Consider the following 19,850-nt stretch of genomic DNA (forward strand, 5'->3'; position numbering starts at 1 on the left):
CGGCGGCCGCCCGCCGCGAGCCACTCAGTGCGTCGACGCGGCGGCCGGTGTTTCGCTGGCCGGCTTCTCGGTGCGCGCGGTCAGCGGCACCCTCACCACGAAGCGCGAGCCGCCTTCCGATGCATCCTCGTACGAGACGGTGCCGCCGTGCATCGCGATGATGTCGTGCACGATCGCGAGGCCGAGCCCGGCGCCCGTCTCGACACCGTTGCCGCTTTGCGCGTCGCCGCGGAAGAAGCGCTTGAACAGGTCGGCCTGCTGGTTGGCGGGCACGCCGGGGCCATTGTCCTCGACGACGATCTCGGCGGCCGGCTGGCCGTCCTCGAGTGCGCCGCGCGCGACGTTTACCGTGATCCGTGCGCCGTCCGGCCGCGCGAGCGGTACGTACTTCAGTGCATTGTCGAGCAGGTTCGCAATCACCTCGCGCAACAGCACGGGATTCCCGCGCACGATCAGCTTCCCGTCGTCACCGGGATCGTCGGTGCGCTGGAAGCCGAGGTCGACGTGCGACGCAAGGGCGCGCGGTACCCATTCGGCACCCGTCTCGAACGCCATCGCCGCGAGGTCGACGTCGACGAACCGCGCGGCCTGTTCGCCCGGTTCCGCACGGGCGAGCGACAGCAACTGATTCGACAGCCGCACCGCGCGGTCGGCCGCCGCGCGCAGCTCGCGCACGGCAGCGTAGGTCTGGTGCGGGTCGCGCGCGACGGCCGCCTGCTCGGCGTGCAGCTTCACGGCCGTGAGCGGCGTGCGCAACTGGTGCGCTGCATCGGCGATAAATTTGCGCTGCGCGTCGAGCGCGGTCTTCAGGCGGCCGAGCAGCGCGTTCATCGCGCTCGTCAGCGGCCGGATTTCCAGCGGCACCTCGGTTTCGTCGACCGGTTCCAGCGACGTGTGGGTCTGCCGGTTCAGCGAATCGGCCAGGTGCGTGAGCGGGCCGAGCTGCTGGTTCACGACGCGCCACACGATGCCCCAGCCCGCGAGCAGCAGCAACAGCAGCGGCATCATGATCGCGACGAGGAATTCGGCCGCGATCCGGTAGCGGTGCCGCACCGGCTGCGCGACCTCCACGACCATCGGCTTGCCGCCGTCGACGTCGTCGACGCGCACCTGCGCAACCCGCACCGCACGGTTGTCGTATTCGGCCTCGAACACGTATGCGTGATGCATGCGGCGCACGTTGATGCCCTGCAGCGGCAGCTTCGGATCGCCGGCGAGTTCCTGCTCGCCGTCGCTGATCCGGTAGATCAGCGCCTCGGCGGGATCGGAGAACATCGCCTGCGCGAGCGGCGGCACCGTGAACGGCGCGTCGGGGCCGGCAATCTGGATCTGTTTGGAGATCGCGGTCGCGAGATCGGCGAGCGAGCGGTCGATCACGTGCTGCGTGTATTGCCACGCGAGCCAGTAGGCGATCAGGCCGCTCATCAGCGCGAGCATCGACAGCGGGGCGGCGAGACGCCGAAGCAGCGAGCGGCGCAGGCTGGTGGTTACAGCCGGATCAGGAGACATTTCGACGGGCAAATGGATAAGCGCCGCTCACGGGGAGCGGCGCGGTCTTGCGCCGGGCGGCGACGCGGAGCAGCGCGCACACGCGGGCGGCGCGCGGCCGCCCGGCGTGCGATGCCGCTCAGACGCTCGCCGTCTGGCGGATTTCCTGCAGCAGGTAGCCGAAGCCGCGCACCGTGACGATTTCGACACGGCACTGCTCGAGTTTCTTGCGCACGCGGTGCACGTAGACTTCGATCGCGGTGTCGCCGAGATCGCCGCCGAAGTGCGTGAGGTGATCCTGCAGCTGGGCCTTGCTGACGACGCGGCCGTGGCGCAGCAGCAGCATCTCGAGCACCGCGAATTCGCGCGGCGACAGTTCGAGCGGCTTGTCGTCGTTGAAGATGCGGCGGTCGACGCCCGACAGGCGGACGCCGCCGAGCGACACTTCCGGACGCGGCATGTCGCTGTGCGGGCCGCTGCGGCGCATCACCGCGCGGATGCGCGCTTCGAGCTCGGCCGGCTCGAACGGCTTGAGCATGTAGTCGTCGGCGCCCGAGTTCAGGCCCTGGATCCGGTCGTTCAGCTCGTCGCGCGCGGTCAGCACGATGACGGGCGTGTGGCGGTTGGTCTGGCGGAAGCGCGTGAGCAGCGTCATCCCGTCGATGCCCGGCAGGCCGAGGTCGAGGATCACGAGTTCGTGGCGGTTCTGTGCCAGCGCCTGTTCGGCAAAGATGCCGTCGTGCACCATGTCGACGGTGAAGCCAGCCTGCTCGAGGCTGCTCTGGATACCGCGTGCGATGGGGCGGTCGTCTTCAATCAGAAGGAGTCGCATGAAGTTCGCTCAAGTACAATGGGTTGGCGGTTCAGGCACGCGGACAGCACGACGCCGTTTCCACAGGGGCGCCGCAACACCTGACATCAAGCATGGCGGCCAGCGAACGATTAAATCCAAACATGTCCGATATTTCGATCAACGACCTAGAAGCCGCGATCAATTTCTGGCGCGCCCGCTCGCCGTCGAGCGGCGACGAACTCAAACTCTGCGAAGAGGCCAGCGCGCTTTCCAAGCCGTATGCGCTGCTGATTGTACAGCGCCAAAGCGCGCTGCAACTGGAAGGTTTGGACCCCAAGGCACGGAATGCATACGAGACTTACGTGCGCCTTAAGGATGGCTTGGAAAGCTGAAGGCTTTCGCTGACTACATCCTAGAAAACGTTCATCGAAATGAAAAGTTGACGCGCCGCGCATCGAAAGACGCGCGGCGGTAGAGGAAGGCCTCAGGCGGCGGGTTTCGCGTGCGCGCCGGCGCGGTCGATGAACAGCGCGAGTTCGATGTCGCGTTCGGTCAGGCCGTCGGCGTCGTGGGTCGACAGCGTGATGTCGACGCGGTTGTACACGTTGAACCATTCCGGATGGTGGTTCATTTCCTGCGCCTTGATCGCGACGCGCGTCATGAAACCGAACGCGTCGTTGAAATCGGCGAAGCGCAGGCTGCGCTGGATCGCGTCGCGGCCCGGTACGGCCGTCCAGAGCGGCAGGCCTTCGAGCCGGGTCTTGCGTTCTTCTGATGTGAGCTTGTGGATCATCTTGCACCTCTCGTTCGGTAACGGCGCCCGCGCGCGGCTGCGCCGCGCGGCGAAGCCGGCACCGGTCATTGTTTCATAGTTGCGTGAAGGCGATCGGAAGGCCGCCAGGGGCGCGTTCCTGCGCCCTCGACCGTCATGCGTCGGCGTCGTCGGGCCAGCCTTCGCCGGTGCCGCGGTGCAGCACGCGATCGGTATCGAGCACCGCGCCGGCTGCGAACTCGGGCAGCGCCGCCAGCCGGTCGGCCAGCGCACGGCCGTCGAGGTCGGCGAGCGCGAACAGCTGGGCGAAATCGTCGATCACGAAATAGGTCTTCTGGAACGTGTCGATCCGGTACTTCGTGCGCATCACGCGCTCGAGGTCGAAGCCGAGCCGGTTCGGCGCCGCGCTTTCGAGGCTGTACAGGCTTTCCCCCTTGCTCGACACGATTCCGGCGCCGTAGATCGACAGCCCGTTCGTGCCGCGCGGATCGCGGATCAGCCCGAATTCCACCGTATACCAGTAGAGCCGCGCGAGGCGCGCCAGCGCCGCTTCGTCGTCGGCGACCGCGAGTGCGGTACGGCCGTACGCCTGCATGTAGTCCGCGAACACCGGGTTGATCAGCAGCGGCACGTGGCCGAACAGGTCGTGGAAGCAGTCGGGTTCCTGCAGGTAATCGAGCTGGTCGGGGCGGCGCATCCACCAGGTGACGGGGAAGCGCCGGTTCGCGAGATGCTCGAAGAACACCCGGTCGGGCACGAGGCCCGGCACCGCGACGATCTCCCAATCCGTTGCCGGCTTCAACTGGCGGTTCACGTCGGCGAACGACGGCACGCGATCGGCCGGCAGGTCGATCTTCCCGAGCCCCGCGACAAACGCGTCGCACGCGCGCCCGCGCAACAGTGCCGACTGGCGTGCATAGAGCTGCTTCCACACCGCGTGGTCAACCTGGCCGTAATGCGCGAGCGGCTGGTCGATGGTGAAATCGGCGCGGGTTTCGAGGCCCGCATCGAACTGCTCCTGCAGTTTCGCGGTGACGACGGTGGACATGATCTGGCTCTGCACGTGGCGGTTGGGAACCATGCAAGTGTAGAGCGGGGTGCGCGCGGAATGGGCGCAATATTGGCGTTGATTTGCTTGATGATGAGATAATTGTGCATCAAATCACGAATCAATGCGGAGAATGCTCATGCTGGAACTCGATCATTTCGATCTTGCGTTGCTGGACGTGCTGCAGCGCTTCGGGCGCGCGACGCACCAGCAGCTCGGCGAGGAGGTGCCGCTGTCGCCGTCGCAGATCGGCCGGCGGCTGCAGCGGCTCGAGGCGGCCGGCGTGATCGAAGGCTATCGCGTGATGCTGCGCCCCGAAAAGCTCGGGCTCGGCGTCACCGCGTTCACGAGCCTGAAGCTCAAGCATCACGGCGATTCGATCATCGAGCAGTTCCAGCAGCAGATCGACGTGCTGCCCGAAGTGCTCGAATGCCATGCGGTGGTGGGTGACGCGGATTACCTGCTGCGGATCGTCGCGCCCGACCTGAACGCGCTGTCGCAGTTCGTGATGAAGAAGCTGATGCGCGTGCCGGGCGTGGACAGCGTGCGCTCGAACATCGTGCTGACGACCTTCAAGCGCAACGGCGCGCTGCCGCTCGCGCACCTGGCGCCGGGCGCCGCCTGACGCGGCGACCGGGCGGCGGCAGGGGCGAAGGCGGCGCGGGTGGCGCCGCGGTAGAGCGGGGCCGGATCAGGTCGCTTCGTGCCGCGTGTCGGCGTTCAGCAGGTCGACGTACGCGACCGCGACGAGATCGTCCTGCGACACGCCGAGCTTCGCGAACACGTCGTGCGCTTCGGCTTCGCCGCCGGCTTCGTCGTCATCGGGGCCGAGCACGACTTCCAGTTCGATGAAATCGCCGAGGCCGTCGACGCGGTCGAGGTGGATGCGGGTGCGGCCCGCGAGGTACACGTGCCGTTCCTTCGTCACGATTCCGCGCGTGGTCAGCGCGGTGGCGAGCAGCGCGTGCATCGCGTCGGGGTTCGTCACCGGGCTGCGCGTGTAGTACGACGCCTTCGGGCCGTCGCGATCGTCGCGCTGGTAGAAGATCAGTTCGGCCGGCGTGCCGTCCTCGAAGCGGCGCAGCTTCAGCCGGCCGCGCGGCACGTCATAGAAGAAATCCTGCTGGCGATAGAACAGCGGCGCCTCGGTCGCGAGCCTGGCCGCCTGTTCGCGCAGCTGGTCGAATTCGCGGGCGCGGGCTTTGATCTCGATGTTGCGGGCCATGCGGGTCTCCTTCAATCGGGGTCTCGCGGTGTGCGAACGCACAATCTAGCAAAAACGCGGAGACGGTGGCGTGACGACGGGCGGGGGGCGTGGCGAGATGACGCGCCCGGGCCCGGACGCGTCGTCATCAGCACCGCTCATATCGACCACTGCGCCTCGATCAGCCGCAGCGCGGCCGCGATCGCCGGTTCGTCGCGCCGCTCGGCGAGCGTCACGAACGTCAGTTCGGTGGGCACCGTCACGGGCTCGACGATCGTCAGCGCATGCGCGTGCGCTTCGGCCAGCGCGGTCGAGTCGCGCGCGAGCGTCAACCCGATCCCCGATTTGACGAGATCGAGCATCGACTGCTCCTGGTCGACCTCGGCGACCTTGAGCGGCTGCGCGCCGGCATCGGCGAAGCGCCGCGACAGCAGCCGGTGGTGCGCGGACGCCGGCGGCGTCCAGATCCACGGCAGCGTCGCGAGCGAACGCCAGTCATGGGCGCGCTGCACGCGCTCCTTCCAGCCGGCCGGCGCGAGCACGCGGTACTGGAAATGCGTGAGCGTGACGGTGTGGAACAGCGCGCCGTCGAGCGGATCGTCCTCACCCGGCCAGCCGATGTAGTAGCCGACGTCGAGCGCCTGCGCGCGCACCTGTTCGATCACCCAGCCCGACATGCCGTGCCGCAGCGCCGTCTCGATCTGCGGATGGGTTTCGACGAGCGCGCGCAGGAAGCCGCCGAGCCGCAGGAAGCCCGGATCGAGGATCGTGCCGATCCGCAGCCGGCCGCGCACCTCGTGTCGCAGCGCAGCAGCGGCGCGCTCCACGTCGGCCGCCGAGGCGAGCGCGCGTTCCGCATGCGGCAGCAGCGTCTGCCCGTCGCGCGTCAGTGCGAGACCGCGCGACGTGCGCGTAAACAGCGTGACGCCGAGTGTTTCCTGCAGATGCTTGATCTGCAGGCTGACCGCCGGCTGCGTCAGGTGCAGTTGCACGGCGGCGCGCGTCAGGTTGCCTTCGCGCGCGACCGTCGCGAACGCGCGGAGCAGGGTGAGATCCATCGTCGTGATATGAGCGCGGCTTATAACGCACTTCAGCATAACTCATTGGATCGGCGGCCGGCGGCCGGAGTACGCTTCATCGGCGCGGGGCGCGCGGGGCCGCAAGCGTGGCTCGCGACACACTATGCTGGAAATGACGCGCGGCGTTGCGCCGCGTGACAGGAGACAAACCGTGACTACACAACGCACGCTAGAAGGCGAATTCGATTACGTGATCGTCGGCGCGGGCACCGCGGGCTGCGTGCTCGCGAACCGCCTGACCGAAGATCCCGACATCCGCGTGCTGCTGCTCGAAGCGGGCGGCAAGGACGACTATCACTGGATCCACATCCCGGTCGGCTATCTGTATTGCATCGGCAACCCGCGCACCGACTGGCTGTACAAGACGCAGCCCGAAGCGGCGCTCAACGGCCGTGCGCTTTCGTACCCGCGCGGCCGCGTGCTCGGCGGCTGCTCGTCGATCAACGGGATGATCTACATGCGTGGCCAGCGCGAGGATTACGACGGCTGGGCGCAGGAAACCGGCGACGCCGGCTGGTCGTGGGACAGCGTGCTGCCGATCTTCAAGCGCAGCGAGGATCACCATGCGGGCGCGAGCGATGCGCACGGCGCGGGTGGCTACTGGCGCGTCGAGAAGCAGCGGCTGCGCTGGGAGATCCTCGAATCGTTCGCGCAGGCCGCGCAGCAGACGGGGATCCCGGCAACCGACGATTTCAATCGTGGCGACAATACCGGGGTCGGCTATTTCGAGGTGAACCAGAAGCGCGGCGTGCGCTGGAATACCTCGAAAGCGTTCCTGCGGCCCGCGATGGCACGCCCGAACCTGACCGTCATCACCGGCGCGCAGGCGCAGCGCGTGATCTTCGACGGTCGGCGCGCGGTCGGCGTCGAATATCGCGGCGGCGGCACCGATTACGTTGCACGGGCGCGTTCGGAGGTGCTGCTGACGTCCGGCGCCGTGAATTCGCCGCAGCTGCTCGAACTGTCGGGTATCGGCGATGGCCGGCGGCTGCAGGCGCTCGGCATCGACGTCGTGCAGGATCTGCCCGGCGTCGGCGAAAACCTGCAGGATCACCTGCAATTGCGGATGGCGTTTCGCGTCGAAGGCGTGCGCACGCTGAACACGCTGTCCGCGCACTGGTGGGGCAAGCTGATGATCGGCGCCGAATATGCGTTGCTGCAGCGCGGGCCGATGTCGATGGCGCCGTCGCAGCTCGGCGCGTTCGCGAAATCCGATCCGGACGATCCCGCGCTCACGCGCCCCGATCTCGAATACCACGTGCAGCCGCTGTCGCTCGAACGCTTCGGCGAGCCGCTGCACAGCTTCAATGCGTTCACCGCCTCCGTGTGCCATCTGCGGCCGACGTCGCGCGGCAGCGTGCATATCGCGAGTGCCGATCCGGGTATGGCCCCCGCGATCGCGCCGAACTATCTGTCGACCGATCACGATCGCCACGTCGCCGCGAACGCGCTGCGGCTCACGCGCCGGATCGCGTCCGCGCCGGCGCTCGCACGCTATCGTCCCGAGGAAATCCTGCCGGGCGCGCAGTACCGGAGCGAAGCCGAGCTGATCGAGGCGGCCGGCGCCGTCGGCACGACGATTTTCCATCCGGTCGGCACCTGCCGGATGGGGCGTGCCGACGATGAGCGCGCGGTGGTCGACAGCCGGCTGCGCGTGCGCGGCATCGCCGGGCTGCGGATCGTCGATGCATCGGTGATGCCGTTCATTACATCGGGCAACACCAATTCGCCGACGCTGATGATCGCCGAGCGCGCGAGCGACATGATCCGTGCCGATCGCCGCGCGGCACGCGAAGCGACGCCGGTGCGCACGGAGGCCGCGGCGACACCCGTGTGACGGGACGCTGACACGCACGACAGCGGGCGGTCATGATGACGCCCGCTGATTCGCTATGCGAAACAAGCTGCTGTTGCGGCGTCGGTGCCGATTATGCCGGTTCGCCGGCAAGATCCATGCAAGCCGTGCAGCCGCGCGGCTTTTTTGTTGCGTACGTGCCGGGCCGTGCGGATGGTCAATACGCGATGATGCACGTATCAAAAAAACGCGGTGAAAAACCGTGCACAGTCGCGCGCGAGATGGCGGCCAGCCCTATAAGTGCAAATCCCGATGATTGCACTGCACCAACGGCGAGACAATGTGGCGCAGCGTGCATACGCGTCGGCGCGGGAGACCACCCTCGAGGCGTGACACGGCGCCCGGGGCAGCCCACTCATCCGCTGACCTGTTTCGCGGACGCTTCTCGCGAATCTTCCCGGTGCTTCGCCTGACTTCGTACGGAAGGGAACATGATTCTCGGCGACACGATTCTGGAAACACGCGGACTGACCAAGGAATTCAGGGGTTTCACGGCCGTCAACGGCGTGAACCTGCGTGTGCGTCGCGGTGCGATCCACGCGCTGATCGGACCGAACGGCGCGGGCAAGACCACCTGCTTCAACCTCCTCACCAAATTCCTGACGCCGACGGCCGGCCAGATCGTCTTCAACGGCATCGACATCACCGACGAGCGGCCCGCTCAGGTGGCACGCCGCGGCATCATCCGCTCGTTCCAGATCTCGGCCGTCTTCCCGCACCTGACCGCACTGCAGAACGTGCGCATCGGCCTGCAGCGCGCGCTCGGCACCGAATTCCATTTCTGGCGCAGCGAACGCACGCTGAAGCGGCTTGACGACCGCGCGATGGACCTGCTCACGCAGGTCGGCCTCACCGATTTCGCGCAGGTGCCGACCGTCGAACTCGCTTACGGCCGCAAGCGCGCGCTGGAGATCGCGACCACGCTCGCGATGGAGCCGGAACTGATGCTGCTCGACGAGCCCACGCAGGGGATGGGCCACGAGGACGTCGATCGCGTGACCGCGCTGATCAAGAAGGTCGCGAGCGGCCGCACGATCCTGATGGTCGAGCACAACATGAACGTGATCGCGGGCATCTCCGACACGATCACCGTCCTGCAGCGCGGCGAGGTGCTGGCCGAAGGCTCGTATGCGGAAGTGTCGAAGAATCCGCTCGTCATCGAGGCCTACATGGGCAGCGCCGACGCGGCGCTCGCGGGGGCGCACGCATGAAGCACAGCGAACGGGAGGAACGCGAATTGAGCGGCGTCGAAAGCGGTACGCCCGCGCTGGAGATCACGGGCCTGGAGGCCTGGTACGGGGAATCCCACATATTGCACGGTGTCGACCTGACGGTGCATCGCGGCGAGGTCGTCACGCTGCTCGGCCGCAACGGCGCGGGCCGCACGACGACGCTGCGCGCGATCATGGGCCTCACGGGCCGCCGCAGCGGGTCGATCAAGGTCGCGGGCAACGAGACGATCGGCCTCGCGACGCACCGCATCGCGCATTTCGGGATCGGCTACTGCCCGGAGGAGCGCGGAATCTTCTCGAGCCTGTCGTGCGAGGAGAACCTGATGCTGCCGCCGCCGATCGGACCGCGCGACCACGCGATGTCGATCGACGAGATCTACGCGATGTTCCCGAACCTCGCGTCGCGCCGGCAGAGCCAGGGCACGCGGCTGTCCGGCGGCGAGCAGCAGATGCTCGCGGTCGCGCGGATCCTGCGCACCGGCGCGAACCTGCTGCTGCTCGACGAGATTTCCGAAGGCCTTGCACCGGTGATCGTGCAGGCGCTCGCGCGGATGATCGTCGCGCTGAAGGCGCGCGGCTACACGATCGTGATGGTCGAACAGAATTTCCGCTTCGCGGCACCGCTCGCCGACCGGTTCTATGTGATGGAGCACGGCAGCATCGTCGAACATTTCCAGGCGGCCGAACTGGAAAGCAAGATGCCGACCCTGCACGACCTGCTCGGGGTGTGACGCCGCCCCGTCTCTCTCGCCGCTAGCCGAGGCGGCTTCGAACAACCACAACGCATCAGAACAACAGGAGACGTCAATGAAAATGAAGACCCTCGCACACGCCTGTCTCGCGCTCGCGACCGCCGCGCTCACCGCTGGCGCCGCGCAGGCCGCGGATACCGTGAAGATCGGCTTCATCACCGACATGTCGGGGCTATACGCGGATATCGACGGGCAGGGCGGCCTCGAGGCGATCCGCATGGCGGTCGCCGATTTCGGCGGCAAGGTGCTCGGCAAGCCGATCGAGGTCGTCTATGCCGATCACCAGAACAAGGCCGACATCGCCGCGTCGAAGGCGCGCGAATGGATGGATCGAGGCGGGCTCGACCTGCTGGTCGGCGGCACGAACTCGGCCACCGCGCTGTCGATGAACCAGGTCGCGGCCGAGAAGAAGAAGGTCTACATCAACATCGGCGCGGGCGCCGACACGCTGACCAACGAGCAGTGCACGCCGTACACGGTGCACTACGCCTACGACACGATGGCGCTCGCGAAGGGCACCGGTTCGGCGGTGGTGAAGCAGGGCGGCAAGACGTGGTTCTTCCTGACCGCCGATTACGCGTTCGGCAAGGCGCTCGAGAAGAACACGTCCGATGTCGTGAAGGCGAACGGCGGCCAGGTGCTCGGTGCGGTACGCCACCCGCTGTCCGCGTCGGATTTCTCGTCGTTCCTGCTGCAGGCGCAGGCGTCGAAGGCGCAGATCCTCGGTCTCGCGAACGCGGGCGGCGACACGATCAACGCGATCAAGGCCGCGAAGGAGTTCGGCATCACGAAGACGATGAAGCTCGCCGCGCTGCTGATGTTCATCGACGACGTGCACAGCCTCGGCCTCGAGACGACGCAGGGCCTGGTGCTGACCGACAGCTGGTACTGGAACCGCGACGCGGCGTCGCGCCAGTGGGCGCAGCGCTACTTCGGCAAGATGAAGAAGATGCCGTCGAGCCTGCAGGCGGCCGACTACTCGTCGGTGACGACTTACCTGAAGGCCGTCCAGGCCGCAGGCACGACCGACTCCGACAAGGTGATGGCCGAGCTGAAGAAGATCAAGATCAACGACTTCTACGCGAAGGGCTACATCCGCACGGACGGCAGCATGATCCACGACATGTACCTGATGGAAGTGAAGAAGCCGTCGGAGTCGAAGGAGCCGTGGGATTACTACAAGGTGCTCGCGACGATTCCGGGCGAACAGGCGTTCGGAACCAAGCAGGAATCGCGCTGCGCGTTGTGGAAGTAAGCAGGGCTTAGCGGCGCGCGCGGGCGCGCCGCTCGGTGGCGGCTGCAGCGATGTGCCCGCTGCGCCGCCCGCGGACGCGACGCATGAAGGTTGCGCACGCAACGAACCTCATTCTGACGGCTAAGTCGATGGAAATTTTTGGCATTCCGTTGCCGGCGATGCTGAGCCAGTTGCTGCTCGGGCTCGTCAACGGCTCGTTCTACGCGATCCTGAGCCTCGGGCTTGCGGTGATCTTCGGGCTGCTCAACGTGATCAACTTCGCGCACGGCGCGCTGTTCATGCTGGGTGCGATGCTCGCGTGGATGGGCCTGTCGTATTTCGGGCTGCCGTACTGGGCGATGCTGGTGATCGCGCCGCTGGTCGTCGGTGCGTTCGGGATCCTGATCGAGCGATCGATGCTGCGCTGGCTGTACAAGCTCGATCACCTGTACGGACTGCTGCTCACGTTCGGGCTCACGCTGGTCGTCGAAGGCGTGTTCCGGTCGATCTACGGCTCGTCCGGCCAGCCGTACGACGTGCCGTCGCAGCTGTCCGGCGCCACCAACCTCGGTTTCATGTTCCTGCCGAACTACCGCGCGTGGGTCGTCGTCGCATCGCTCGCGGTGTGCCTCGCGACGTGGTTCGTGATCGAGAAGACGCGCCTCGGCGCCTACCTGCGCGCGGGCACCGAGAACCCGAAGCTCGTCGAGGCATTCGGCGTGAACGTGCCGATGATGATCACGCTCACCTACGGCTTCGGCGTCGCGCTCGCCGCGTTCGCGGGCGTGCTGGCCGCGCCGGTGATCCAGGTGTCGCCGCTGATGGGCCAGCCGATGATCATCACCGTGTTCGCGGTGGTCGTGATCGGCGGGATGGGCTCGATCCTCGGCTCGATCGTCACGGGCCTGCTGCTCGGCGTGATCGAGGGTTTCACGCGCGTGTTCTACCCCGAAGCGTCGGCCACCGTCGTGTTCGTGATCATGGCGATCGTGCTGCTGTTCCGCCCGGCGGGCCTCTTCGGCAAGGAAAAATGATGCAGAGAAAAGTGCTCTACGGCGTGCTGCTCGCCGCACTGCTCGCCGCGCCGTTCATCGGCGCGTACCCGGTGTTCGTGATGAAGGTGCTCACGTTCGCGCTGTTCGCGGCCGCGTTCAACCTGCTGATCGGCTATACGGGGCTGCTGTCGTTCGGCCATGCGATGTTCCTCGCGACCGCCGGCTATGCGACCGGGTATTCGATGCAGACGCTCGGTTTCACGCCGGAGCTCGGCGTGCTGGCCGGTACCGTTGCCGCAACGCTGCTCGGGCTCGTCGTCGGGCTGTTCGCGATCCGGCGGCAGGGCATCTACTTCGCGATGATCACGCTCGCGTTTGCACAGATGGTCTACTTCATCTACCTGCAGGCGCCGTTTACGCACGGCGAGGACGGGCTGCAGGGCGTGCCGCGCGGCCACCTGTTCGGGCTGCTCGACCTGTCGAACGACGTCGCGCTGTACTACGTCGTGCTGGCGGTGGTCGTCGCCGCGTGCGCGTTCATCGTGCGGGTCGTGCATTCGCCGTTCGGCCAGGTGCTCGTCGCGATCAAGGAGAACGAAGCGCGCGCGATCTCGCTCGGCTACGACACCGACCGCTTCAAGCTGCTCGCGTTCATCCTGTCGGCGGGCATCGCGGGGCTCGCCGGCTCGCTGAAGGTGCTCGTGCTCGGCTTCGAGACGCTGTCGGACGCGTACTGGACGATGTCGGGCCTCGTCGTACTGATGACGCTCGTCGGCGGGATGGGCACGCTGTTCGGGCCGCTGCTGGGTGCGGCGCTGATCGTCGCGCTGGAAGACCGGCTCGGCGACATCGGCGAATGGCTCGCATCGGCGACGGGCGTCGCGTGGTTCCATTCGCTCGGCGAATCGGCGACGATCGTCACGGGGCTGATCTTCATCGCATGCGTGCTCGCATTCCGGCGCGGCATCGTCGGCGAGATAGTCGCGCGGATCAAGCCGCTCAGGGCGTCCTGAGCGCGTGCCGCGCGCGTCGCGGCACGTTGATGCGAAGCACCATCCGGTGCGCTGCGAAAGGGCGTCGCAGCGTGCTCAAGTCGGTGCCGCGCGGCAGACTGGTGCCCCATTTTCGTGCGGCGATGCACCATAGGGGTAAATGCTAAGTTGCCGTGGTGCTTAAGCCTCTTTAAGATTCGGTCTAGTTCTGATGCACCGCGAAACGAATTTGCAGGTGGAGAACGAGGAGACAATCGAGGCACAAAGTGCCCGGACCCCAAAGCGCTGTTGGACGGAATCCAACAGCGCTTTTTCATTTGCGTGCACGGATTTCCGCTGATGGTGCATCGGCCTGCGCAGTGACCCTATTCCGCGCTTGTGTTCGCACCGCGCTTCTTCCGCGCTTCGCCACGTCCCCCCGTTTTCCGCTTTTCCGCGATTCCTTCGCAAACGATGCGCAGCCGTGCGCCGGCCGTTCGGGCTAACCCGGTTGGCGTGCGCAAAACGCGTCCGTTACACTCAGCTTTCGCCGACCGTGCGGTCGGGAAAATCGGTCGGCAGTTCTCCTACAAGCAGAATGCGGAAGAGGGAGTACGGTTGGATGAGCGGCGCGGGACGATGGATCGGGGCAGGAAGGGCGGCTGGCGCCGCTCGTTCGTCGTGGGGTTGGGCCTGTCTCACGGAGGCCTTCCCGAGCCGTTCTGCGGCCTGTAGGCGTGTTCCGGCGCCATCGCCGGTCGTTGCATGCGCATCCGCATCGATATCCGCATCCGCATTCGCATGAGCGGCCGGCTTCCCGATCATGTGCCGCTCGCGCGCCAGACCGTATCAGGCCGGATTGCCGTGCCTTTCCTTGATCGTTGCGCGCACATCGATTGCCCGCGCGATTGCGCATTTCTCCGCGTTCTTCATCCAGACGACACCGCTGCTGCGCATCGTGACGGTCGAACGACCGTTTCGACCGCCGGCCGGTGCGCCCGCGCGCGGTGTCGTTTGGGCGCAGTTGAAGGTGAGGTGTTTCACGGGAAAACGAGCGTAGGCGTGGCAAGGCGAGATAGTTAAATTATTAACTTGTTTTGGGAGCCGGGAGCCGCCCGAGCGACCCGTGGCTTTTTCGAGCAGCGTTTGGAGACAACGTAAATGAAAATGAATCGATGGATGGAGGCCGTGCTCGCCGCGGGCCTCGTATGCGCGGCGGCAACGGCGTCGGCGCAGGTGAAGATCGGCGTGACGGTGTCGGCCACCGGGCCGGCCGCGTCGCTCGGGATTCCGGAAAAGAACACGATCGCGCTGCTGCCGAAGGAAATCGCCGGCAAGAGCGTGCAGTACATCGTGCTCGACGACGCATCCGACACGAGCCGCGCGGTGCAGAACGTGCGCAAGCTGATCGATGAAGATCACGTCGACGCGATCATCGGCTCGTCCGTCACGCCGAACTCGCTCGCGATGCTCGATCCCGTGTCGCAGGGCAAGACGCCGACGATTTCGCTCGCGGCGAGCGCCCAGATCATCTCGCCGATGGACGCGAAACGCGCATGGATGTTCAAGGTGCCGCAGAACGACCAGCTGATGGCCGACGCGATCGCCGGCTACATGGCGAAGCACGGTGTGAAGACGGTCGGCTTCATCGGCTTCGCCGATGCGTATGGCGACAGCTGGTACAACACGTTCAACGCGGCGGCCGCGAAGAACGGCCTGAAGGTCGTATCGAACGAGCGCTACAACCGCACCGACGCGTCGGTGATGGGGCAGGTGCTGAAGCTGATGGGCTCGAATCCGGATGCGGTGCTGATCGCCGGCTCGGGCACGCCGGCGGCGCTGCCGGCGAAGACGCTGAAGGAGCGCGGCTACAAGGGCAAGGTGTACCAGACGCACGGCGTCGCGAACAACGACTTCCTGCGCGTGTGCGGCAAGGATTGCGAAGGCGAGATCCTGCCCGCCGGCCCGGTGCTCGTGACCGACCAGCTGCCCGATTCGAACCCGGTGAAGAAGCCGGCGCTCGGCTATAAGGCCGCGTACGAGAAGGCGTACGGCGCGGGCTCGCTGGCGACGTTCGGCGGCCATGCGTGGGACGCGGGGCTGCTGCTGCAGCGTGCGATTCCGGAAGCGCTGAAGAAGGGCCAGCCGGGCACCGAGGCGTTCCGCGAGGCGCTGCGCGCATCGATCGAGAACGTGAAAGACCTGCCCGTGTCGCATGGCGTGATCAACATGACGCCGACCGACCACAACGGCTTCGACACGCGTGCGCGCGTGATGGTGCAGATCGTCGACGGCAAGTGGAAGCTGCAGGCCGAGTAAGCATCACGTCAAACCGGCGTGCGCGGCGCGAGTGGCGCCGTGCATGCCGTCGGCAGGGTGCCGGGCCTGACGGGCCGCGCCCGTGCCGCCAGGAACCGCCGGGGCCGCCTGCCTGGCGCCCGACGCGCTGACCTTGCCGTCCGCGCGTCGGCCATCCCGTCTTTCGTTTCTCCGCAGCATTCTCGATACACGAAACGTATGGATCTCTCGATTGCAGCGATCCTCGCGCAAGACGGCATCACGACCGGCGCCATATATGCATTGCTGTCGCTGGCGCTCGTGCTGGTGTTTTCCGTCACGCGGGTGATCTTCATTCCCCAGGGCGAATTCGTCGCCTACGGTGCATTGACGCTTGCCGCGTTGCAGGCGCAGAAATTTCCCGCCACCTGCTGGCTGCTGTTCGTGATGGGCATCGCGTGTTTCCTGCTCGAAGTCGGCGGCCTGATCCGGCATCGCGAACGGCGCCATCAGCTCGGCCGCACGCTCGCGACGCTCGGCAGCCGCTACGTGCTGCTGCCGCTCGCGGTGTTCGCGATCACACGCAGCTTCGCCGTGCAGCCGCTGCCGATGCTTGCGCAAATCGCACTGACGCTCGCGATCGTCGTGCCGATGGGGCCATTCGTCTATCGGCTCGTGTACCAGCCGATCGCCGAAGGCACGACGTTGCTGCTGCTGATCGTATCGGTCGCCGTTCACTTCGCGATGGTCGGCCTCGGGCTCGTGATGTTCGGCGCGGAAGGCTCGCGCACCAACGGCTTCTCGGATGCGTCGCTGTCGATCGGCAGCATGACCGTGTCGGTGCAGAGCCTCCTGGTCGTCGTGACCGCGCTCGTGCTGATCGGCGCGCTCTACGTGTACTTCGGTCGCACGATCGCCGGCAAGGCGCTGCGCGCGACGTCGGTGAACCGGCTCGGCGCGCGGCTCGTCGGCATCGGCACGACCGAGGCGGGGCGGCTCGCGTTCACGTTCGCGGCGGGGCTCGGCGTGCTGTCCGGGATCCTCGTTGGCCCGCTGACGACGATCTACTACGACTCGGGCTTCCTGATCGGCCTGAAGGGTTTCGTCGGCGCGATCATCGGCGGGCTCGTCAGCTACCCGCTCGCGGCCGCCGGCTCGCTGCTCGTTGGCGTGCTCGAATCGTATTCGTCGTTCTGGGCGAGCGCCTACAAGGAGGTGATCGTGTTCACGCTGATCATTCCGGTGCTGTTGTGGCGGAGCTTCGCCACGCCGCACGCGGAAGAGGAAGAGGAGTGACACGATGAAGACGATGGGACGCAACAAGACCTTCTGGGTGTTTCTCGTGGTGCTGTTCGCGCTGCCGGTGCTGCCCGGCGCGCTGCAGGTGCCTGAATACTGGATCACGCTGCTGAACTACATCGGCCTCTACGCGATCGTCGCGATCGGGCTCGTGCTGCTCACGGGCGTCGGCGGGATGACGAGCTTCGGGCAGGCCGCGTTCGTCGGCATCGGCGCCTATGCGACCGCGCTCCTGACGACGCGCTACGGTGTATCGCCGTGGCTCGCACTGATCGCAGGCGTCGTGCTGACGGCGCTCGTCGCGCTCGTGCTCGGCGCGGTCACGATGCGGCTGTCCGGTCACTTCCTGCCACTGGGCACGATCGCGTGGGGCCTCGCGCTGTTCTACCTGTTCGGCAACCTCGAACTGCTCGGCAAGTACGACGGGATCAACGGGATTCCGGCGCTGAACCTGTTCGGCATCGAGCTCGAAAGCGGCCGCAGCCTGTACTTCCTGATCTGGGCCGTCGTGCTGGCCGCGATCGTGTCGGTGCAGAACCTGCTGAATAGCCGCCCGGGCCGTGCGATCCGCGCGCTGCGCGGCGGTGGCGTGATGGCCGAGGCGATGGGCGTGAACACCGCGTGGATGCGGGTCGTGATCTTCGTCTACGCGGCCGTGCTCGCGGCGGTATCGGGATTCCTGTACGCACACCTGCAGCGCGCGGTGAACCCGACGCCGTTCGGGCTGAACCACGGGATCGAGTTCCTGTTCATGGCCGTGGTGGGTGGTGTGTCGCACGTGTGGGGCGCGGTGCTCGGTGCGGCGATCCTGACCGTGCTGCAGGACTACCTGCAGACGCTGCTGCCGAAGCTGCTCGGCTCGGAAGGCAACTTCGAGATCATCGTGTTCGGCGTGCTGATGGTGCTGCTGCTGCAGTACGCGCGCCAGGGCGTGTGGCCGTTCGTCGCCAGGCTGTTCCCGCGCGGGCCGCGGGCGCATGTACCCGAGCACGCCGAGCCGTTGCCGCAACGGGCGAAGCCGATGGCCGGCGAGCCGTTGCTCGTCGTCGACAACGCGCGCAAGCAGTTCGGCGGGCTCGTGGCCGTCAACGACGTCAGCTTCGACGTGAAAGCCGGGCAGATCATCGGGCTGATCGGCCCGAACGGCGCCGGCAAGTCGACCACGTTCAACCTCGTGACCGGTGTGCTGAAGCCGACGGGCGGCACGATCACGTTCCGTGGCGAGCGCATCGACGGGCTCACATCGCGCCAGATCGTCCGCCGCGGCATTGGCCGGACGTTCCAGCACGTGAAGCTGTTGCCGGCGATGACGGTGCTCGAGAACGTCGCGATCGGTGCGCACCTTCGCGGCCATACCGGTGTGTGGCGTAGCGTCGCTCGGCTCAATGCCCTTGAGGAAGCGCAGTTGCTGGCCGAGGCCGCACAGCAGATCCGCCGCGTCGGGCTCGAAAAGCACATGTACGACGAAGCGGGCAGCCTCGCGCTGGGCCAGCAGCGGATTCTCGAAATCGCGCGCGCGCTGTGTTGCGACCCGACGCTGTTGCTGCTCGATGAGCCGGCCGCCGGGCTGCGTTATCAGGAGAAGCAGCAACTCGCTGACTTGCTGCGGCGGCTGAAGGCGGAGGGAATGAGCGTGTTGCTCGTGGAACACGACATGGATTTCGTGATGAATCTCACCGACCGGCTGGTGGTGATGGAATTCGGCACACGGATCGCGGAAGGGCTGCCACAGGATGTGCAGCAGGATCCTGCGGTGCTCGAAGCGTATCTGGGCGGGGTGGAGTGATGACGGACACGACGATACCGATTCTCGACGTGCGCGGGCTGGCGGTCCGGTACGGGAAGGTGGAGGCGCTACACGGCGCGGCGATCAAGGTTGGTGCAGGACAGATCGTCAGCGTGATCGGCCCGAACGGGGCCGGCAAATCGACGCTGTTGAACGCGATCATGGGCGCGCTACCGGTGACCGGGCATGCGTCGGGCGCGGTCGTGTATCGCGGTCACGATGTCGGTGCACTGCCGGTCGAGCAGCGCGTCGCACGCGGGATGTGCCTCGTGCCAGAGAAGCGTGAGCTGTTCAGCACGATGACGGTCGAAGACAACCTCATACTGGGCGCGTATCGGCGCAAACAGGCGGGCGAAGCGAACTTCCTCGACCAGCTCGATCACGTCTTCGCACTGTTTCCGAGGCTGAAGGAGCGGCGCAAGCAGGCGGCGGGCACGCTGTCCGGTGGCGAGCGGCAGATGCTCGCGGTTGGCCGCGCGCTGATGGGTAAGCCCGACCTGCTGATGCTCGACGAGCCGAGCCTCGGGCTGGCGCCGCTGATCGTTAAGGAGATCTTTCATATCATCAGCGCGTTGCGCGGTACGGGGGTGGCGACGCTGCTGATCGAACAGAATGCGCGTGCGGCGCTGCAGATCTCGGACTACGGCTACGTGCTGGAGACGGGCGAGTTTGCGCTGGAAGGGCCGGCGGCGGAACTCGCGCAGAATCCGCGTGTGATCGAAACCTACCTTGGGTTGGCGAAGAAAACGGCTTGATCGGACGTGCGGTTGGCGGAAAACGGGCGGCGTGTTTCACGTGAAACACGCCGTTTTTGTTTTTTGGGCGAGATGTGATGCCGGTACATCGGCGGTTCACAACCAGGGGACAAGTTCCGGAGGAACAATCAAAAGCCCTGTGCAGCGGCGATGGGTGGAGGTATCCACAGTGCAGAGGGCGATCCGGTTTGCCATTCGGAGTTGGCCACTCGTTTCACAGGCAGGCGATGTGCGTCGTCACAGTGGATAAGCGTCGAACGAGCCGACGAAAATTCTGTGAGGAAGAGGGTGGGTGTGGTTGCACAGGGTG

General features: G+C 66.3%; 19 protein-coding genes. 12 read left to right on the plus strand and 7 right to left on the minus strand.

Annotation, left to right across the window (positions count from 1 at the left end; translation table 11 throughout):
- Nucleotides 1-24: 24 nt before the first annotated feature.
- Both HWX36_RS27895 and HWX36_RS27900 read right to left on the minus strand, forming a co-directional pair.
- Entirely contained in the window at nucleotides 25-1,509 is a 1,485-nt protein-coding gene (locus tag HWX36_RS27895; protein ID WP_175956626.1) for a sensor histidine kinase, read from the minus strand.
- A gap of 118 nt (nucleotides 1,510-1,627) precedes the next feature.
- Nucleotides 1,628-2,320 carry a response regulator transcription factor gene (locus HWX36_RS27900; RefSeq protein WP_006401494.1) on the minus strand — a complete coding sequence of 231 codons (693 nt, stop codon included), beginning with the start codon at nucleotides 2,318-2,320 and terminating at the stop codon, nucleotides 1,628-1,630.
- A 122-nt stretch (nucleotides 2,321-2,442) separates the two neighbouring features.
- On the opposite strand from HWX36_RS27900, the gene HWX36_RS27905 reads away from it, so the two are divergent.
- Entirely contained in the window at nucleotides 2,443-2,673 is a 231-nt protein-coding gene (locus HWX36_RS27905) for a DUF3717 domain-containing protein (protein ID WP_089438903.1), read from the plus strand.
- Between the two features lie 92 nt (nucleotides 2,674-2,765).
- Here HWX36_RS27905 and HWX36_RS27910 read toward each other — a convergent pair whose 3' ends face one another.
- A complete protein-coding gene (locus HWX36_RS27910) occupies nucleotides 2,766-3,143 on the minus strand; it encodes a 4a-hydroxytetrahydrobiopterin dehydratase (protein ID WP_279613403.1) in 378 nt (125 codons plus the stop codon).
- 64 nt (nucleotides 3,144-3,207) lie between these two features.
- Nucleotides 3,208-4,101 carry a phenylalanine 4-monooxygenase gene (gene phhA, locus HWX36_RS27915; RefSeq protein WP_244136530.1) on the minus strand — a complete coding sequence of 298 codons (894 nt, stop codon included), beginning with the start codon at nucleotides 4,099-4,101 and terminating at the stop codon, nucleotides 3,208-3,210.
- A 139-nt stretch (nucleotides 4,102-4,240) separates the two neighbouring features.
- On the opposite strand from phhA, the gene HWX36_RS27920 reads away from it, so the two are divergent.
- A complete protein-coding gene (locus tag HWX36_RS27920) occupies nucleotides 4,241-4,726 on the plus strand; it encodes an Lrp/AsnC family transcriptional regulator (protein ID WP_006408082.1) in 486 nt (161 codons plus the stop codon).
- 66 nt (nucleotides 4,727-4,792) lie between these two features.
- Here the strand turns inward: HWX36_RS27920 and HWX36_RS27925 are convergent, their stop codons facing one another.
- Together HWX36_RS27925 and HWX36_RS27930 are read right to left on the minus strand one after the other, a co-directional pair.
- The gene (locus HWX36_RS27925) at nucleotides 4,793-5,326 is read right to left on the minus strand and encodes a class IV adenylate cyclase (RefSeq protein WP_175956629.1); all 534 of its coding nucleotides are present in this window, start codon (nucleotides 5,324-5,326) and stop codon (nucleotides 4,793-4,795) included.
- 137 nt (nucleotides 5,327-5,463) lie between these two features.
- Complete coding sequence (locus tag HWX36_RS27930; RefSeq protein ID WP_175956630.1) at nucleotides 5,464-6,363, minus strand: LysR family transcriptional regulator; 900 nt, start codon at nucleotides 6,361-6,363, stop codon at nucleotides 5,464-5,466.
- A gap of 172 nt (nucleotides 6,364-6,535) precedes the next feature.
- Between HWX36_RS27930 and HWX36_RS27935 the strand changes: the two genes are divergently transcribed.
- The 6 genes from HWX36_RS27935 to HWX36_RS27960 all read left to right on the plus strand — a co-directional run bounded on the left by HWX36_RS27935 (nucleotide 6,536) and on the right by HWX36_RS27960 (nucleotide 13,465).
- Nucleotides 6,536-8,221, plus strand: coding sequence for a GMC family oxidoreductase N-terminal domain-containing protein (locus HWX36_RS27935; protein ID WP_175956631.1), 1,686 nt, complete (start codon nucleotides 6,536-6,538; stop codon nucleotides 8,219-8,221).
- A 449-nt stretch (nucleotides 8,222-8,670) separates the two neighbouring features.
- Nucleotides 8,671-9,450 (plus strand): ABC transporter ATP-binding protein, encoded by a 780-nt coding sequence (locus tag HWX36_RS27940; protein ID WP_021160426.1) that lies wholly within the window; start codon nucleotides 8,671-8,673, stop codon nucleotides 9,448-9,450.
- On the plus strand, nucleotides 9,447-10,202 hold the full coding sequence (locus HWX36_RS27945; RefSeq protein WP_059682652.1) for an ABC transporter ATP-binding protein: 756 nt from the start codon (nucleotides 9,447-9,449) through the stop codon (nucleotides 10,200-10,202). The genes HWX36_RS27940 and HWX36_RS27945 overlap by 4 nt, the downstream gene beginning before the upstream one ends.
- 76 nt (nucleotides 10,203-10,278) lie before the next feature.
- Nucleotides 10,279-11,478 (plus strand): ABC transporter substrate-binding protein, encoded by a 1,200-nt coding sequence (locus tag HWX36_RS27950; protein ID WP_175956632.1) that lies wholly within the window; start codon nucleotides 10,279-10,281, stop codon nucleotides 11,476-11,478.
- Between the two features lie 128 nt (nucleotides 11,479-11,606).
- The gene (locus HWX36_RS27955) at nucleotides 11,607-12,491 is read left to right on the plus strand and encodes a branched-chain amino acid ABC transporter permease (protein WP_011350508.1); all 885 of its coding nucleotides are present in this window, start codon (nucleotides 11,607-11,609) and stop codon (nucleotides 12,489-12,491) included.
- The gene (locus tag HWX36_RS27960) at nucleotides 12,491-13,465 is read left to right on the plus strand and encodes a branched-chain amino acid ABC transporter permease (RefSeq protein ID WP_175956633.1); all 975 of its coding nucleotides are present in this window, start codon (nucleotides 12,491-12,493) and stop codon (nucleotides 13,463-13,465) included. Before HWX36_RS27955 ends, HWX36_RS27960 begins: the two co-directional genes overlap by 1 nt.
- A 498-nt stretch (nucleotides 13,466-13,963) precedes the next feature.
- On the opposite strand, the gene HWX36_RS27965 is transcribed toward HWX36_RS27960, so the two are convergent.
- Complete coding sequence (locus HWX36_RS27965; protein ID WP_175956529.1) at nucleotides 13,964-14,248, minus strand: hypothetical protein; 285 nt, start codon at nucleotides 14,246-14,248, stop codon at nucleotides 13,964-13,966.
- A gap of 336 nt (nucleotides 14,249-14,584) precedes the next feature.
- Here HWX36_RS27965 and HWX36_RS27970 point away from each other — a divergent pair, with 336 nt between their 5' ends.
- From HWX36_RS27970 to HWX36_RS27985, 4 genes are all read left to right on the plus strand, one after another.
- The gene (locus HWX36_RS27970; protein ID WP_175956634.1) at nucleotides 14,585-15,742 is read left to right on the plus strand and encodes an ABC transporter substrate-binding protein; all 1,158 of its coding nucleotides are present in this window, start codon (nucleotides 14,585-14,587) and stop codon (nucleotides 15,740-15,742) included.
- A gap of 198 nt (nucleotides 15,743-15,940) precedes the next feature.
- Nucleotides 15,941-16,996 carry a branched-chain amino acid ABC transporter permease gene (locus HWX36_RS27975; protein WP_175956635.1) on the plus strand — a complete coding sequence of 352 codons (1,056 nt, stop codon included), beginning with the start codon at nucleotides 15,941-15,943 and terminating at the stop codon, nucleotides 16,994-16,996.
- Nucleotides 16,997-17,000: 4 nt separating this feature from the next.
- Nucleotides 17,001-18,785: a branched-chain amino acid ABC transporter ATP-binding protein/permease gene (locus HWX36_RS27980; protein ID WP_175956636.1), complete on the plus strand. Its 1,785-nt coding sequence runs from the start codon at nucleotides 17,001-17,003 to the stop codon at nucleotides 18,783-18,785.
- Nucleotides 18,785-19,540, plus strand: coding sequence for an ABC transporter ATP-binding protein (locus HWX36_RS27985; protein ID WP_175956638.1), 756 nt, complete (start codon nucleotides 18,785-18,787; stop codon nucleotides 19,538-19,540). Before HWX36_RS27980 ends, HWX36_RS27985 begins: the two co-directional genes overlap by 1 nt.
- The last annotated feature ends 310 nt before the right edge of the window (nucleotides 19,541-19,850 follow it).

Source organism: Burkholderia sp. BCC0405 (assembly GCF_902833075.1).
Classification (GTDB): Bacteria; Pseudomonadota; Gammaproteobacteria; order Burkholderiales; family Burkholderiaceae; genus Burkholderia.

What these genes read in the sequence shown, in the direction of transcription:
- HWX36_RS27895 (WP_175956626.1), bottom strand. Translation starts at nt 1,509, where the DNA reads ATGTCTCCTGATCCGGCTGTAACCACCAGCCTGCGCCGCTCGCTGCTT.
- HWX36_RS27900 (WP_006401494.1), bottom strand. Translation starts at nt 2,320, where the DNA reads ATGCGACTCCTTCTGATTGAAGACGACCGCCCCATCGCACGCGGTATC.
- HWX36_RS27905 (WP_089438903.1), top strand. Translation starts at nt 2,443, where the DNA reads ATGTCCGATATTTCGATCAACGACCTAGAAGCCGCGATCAATTTCTGG.
- HWX36_RS27910 (WP_279613403.1), bottom strand. Translation starts at nt 3,143, where the DNA reads ATGACCGGTGCCGGCTTCGCCGCGCGGCGCAGCCGCGCGCGGGCGCCG.
- phhA (WP_244136530.1), bottom strand. Translation starts at nt 4,101, where the DNA reads ATGTCCACCGTCGTCACCGCGAAACTGCAGGAGCAGTTCGATGCGGGC.
- HWX36_RS27920 (WP_006408082.1), top strand. Translation starts at nt 4,241, where the DNA reads ATGCTGGAACTCGATCATTTCGATCTTGCGTTGCTGGACGTGCTGCAG.
- HWX36_RS27925 (WP_175956629.1), bottom strand. Translation starts at nt 5,326, where the DNA reads ATGGCCCGCAACATCGAGATCAAAGCCCGCGCCCGCGAATTCGACCAG.
- HWX36_RS27930 (WP_175956630.1), bottom strand. Translation starts at nt 6,363, where the DNA reads ATGGATCTCACCCTGCTCCGCGCGTTCGCGACGGTCGCGCGCGAAGGC.
- HWX36_RS27940 (WP_021160426.1), top strand. Translation starts at nt 8,671, where the DNA reads ATGATTCTCGGCGACACGATTCTGGAAACACGCGGACTGACCAAGGAA.
- HWX36_RS27945 (WP_059682652.1), top strand. Translation starts at nt 9,447, where the DNA reads ATGAAGCACAGCGAACGGGAGGAACGCGAATTGAGCGGCGTCGAAAGC.
- HWX36_RS27950 (WP_175956632.1), top strand. Translation starts at nt 10,279, where the DNA reads ATGAAAATGAAGACCCTCGCACACGCCTGTCTCGCGCTCGCGACCGCC.
- HWX36_RS27955 (WP_011350508.1), top strand. Translation starts at nt 11,607, where the DNA reads ATGGAAATTTTTGGCATTCCGTTGCCGGCGATGCTGAGCCAGTTGCTG.
- HWX36_RS27960 (WP_175956633.1), top strand. Translation starts at nt 12,491, where the DNA reads ATGCAGAGAAAAGTGCTCTACGGCGTGCTGCTCGCCGCACTGCTCGCC.
- HWX36_RS27965 (WP_175956529.1), bottom strand. Translation starts at nt 14,248, where the DNA reads ATGATCGGGAAGCCGGCCGCTCATGCGAATGCGGATGCGGATATCGAT.
- HWX36_RS27970 (WP_175956634.1), top strand. Translation starts at nt 14,585, where the DNA reads ATGAAAATGAATCGATGGATGGAGGCCGTGCTCGCCGCGGGCCTCGTA.
- HWX36_RS27975 (WP_175956635.1), top strand. Translation starts at nt 15,941, where the DNA reads ATGGATCTCTCGATTGCAGCGATCCTCGCGCAAGACGGCATCACGACC.
- HWX36_RS27980 (WP_175956636.1), top strand. Translation starts at nt 17,001, where the DNA reads ATGAAGACGATGGGACGCAACAAGACCTTCTGGGTGTTTCTCGTGGTG.
- HWX36_RS27985 (WP_175956638.1), top strand. Translation starts at nt 18,785, where the DNA reads ATGACGGACACGACGATACCGATTCTCGACGTGCGCGGGCTGGCGGTC.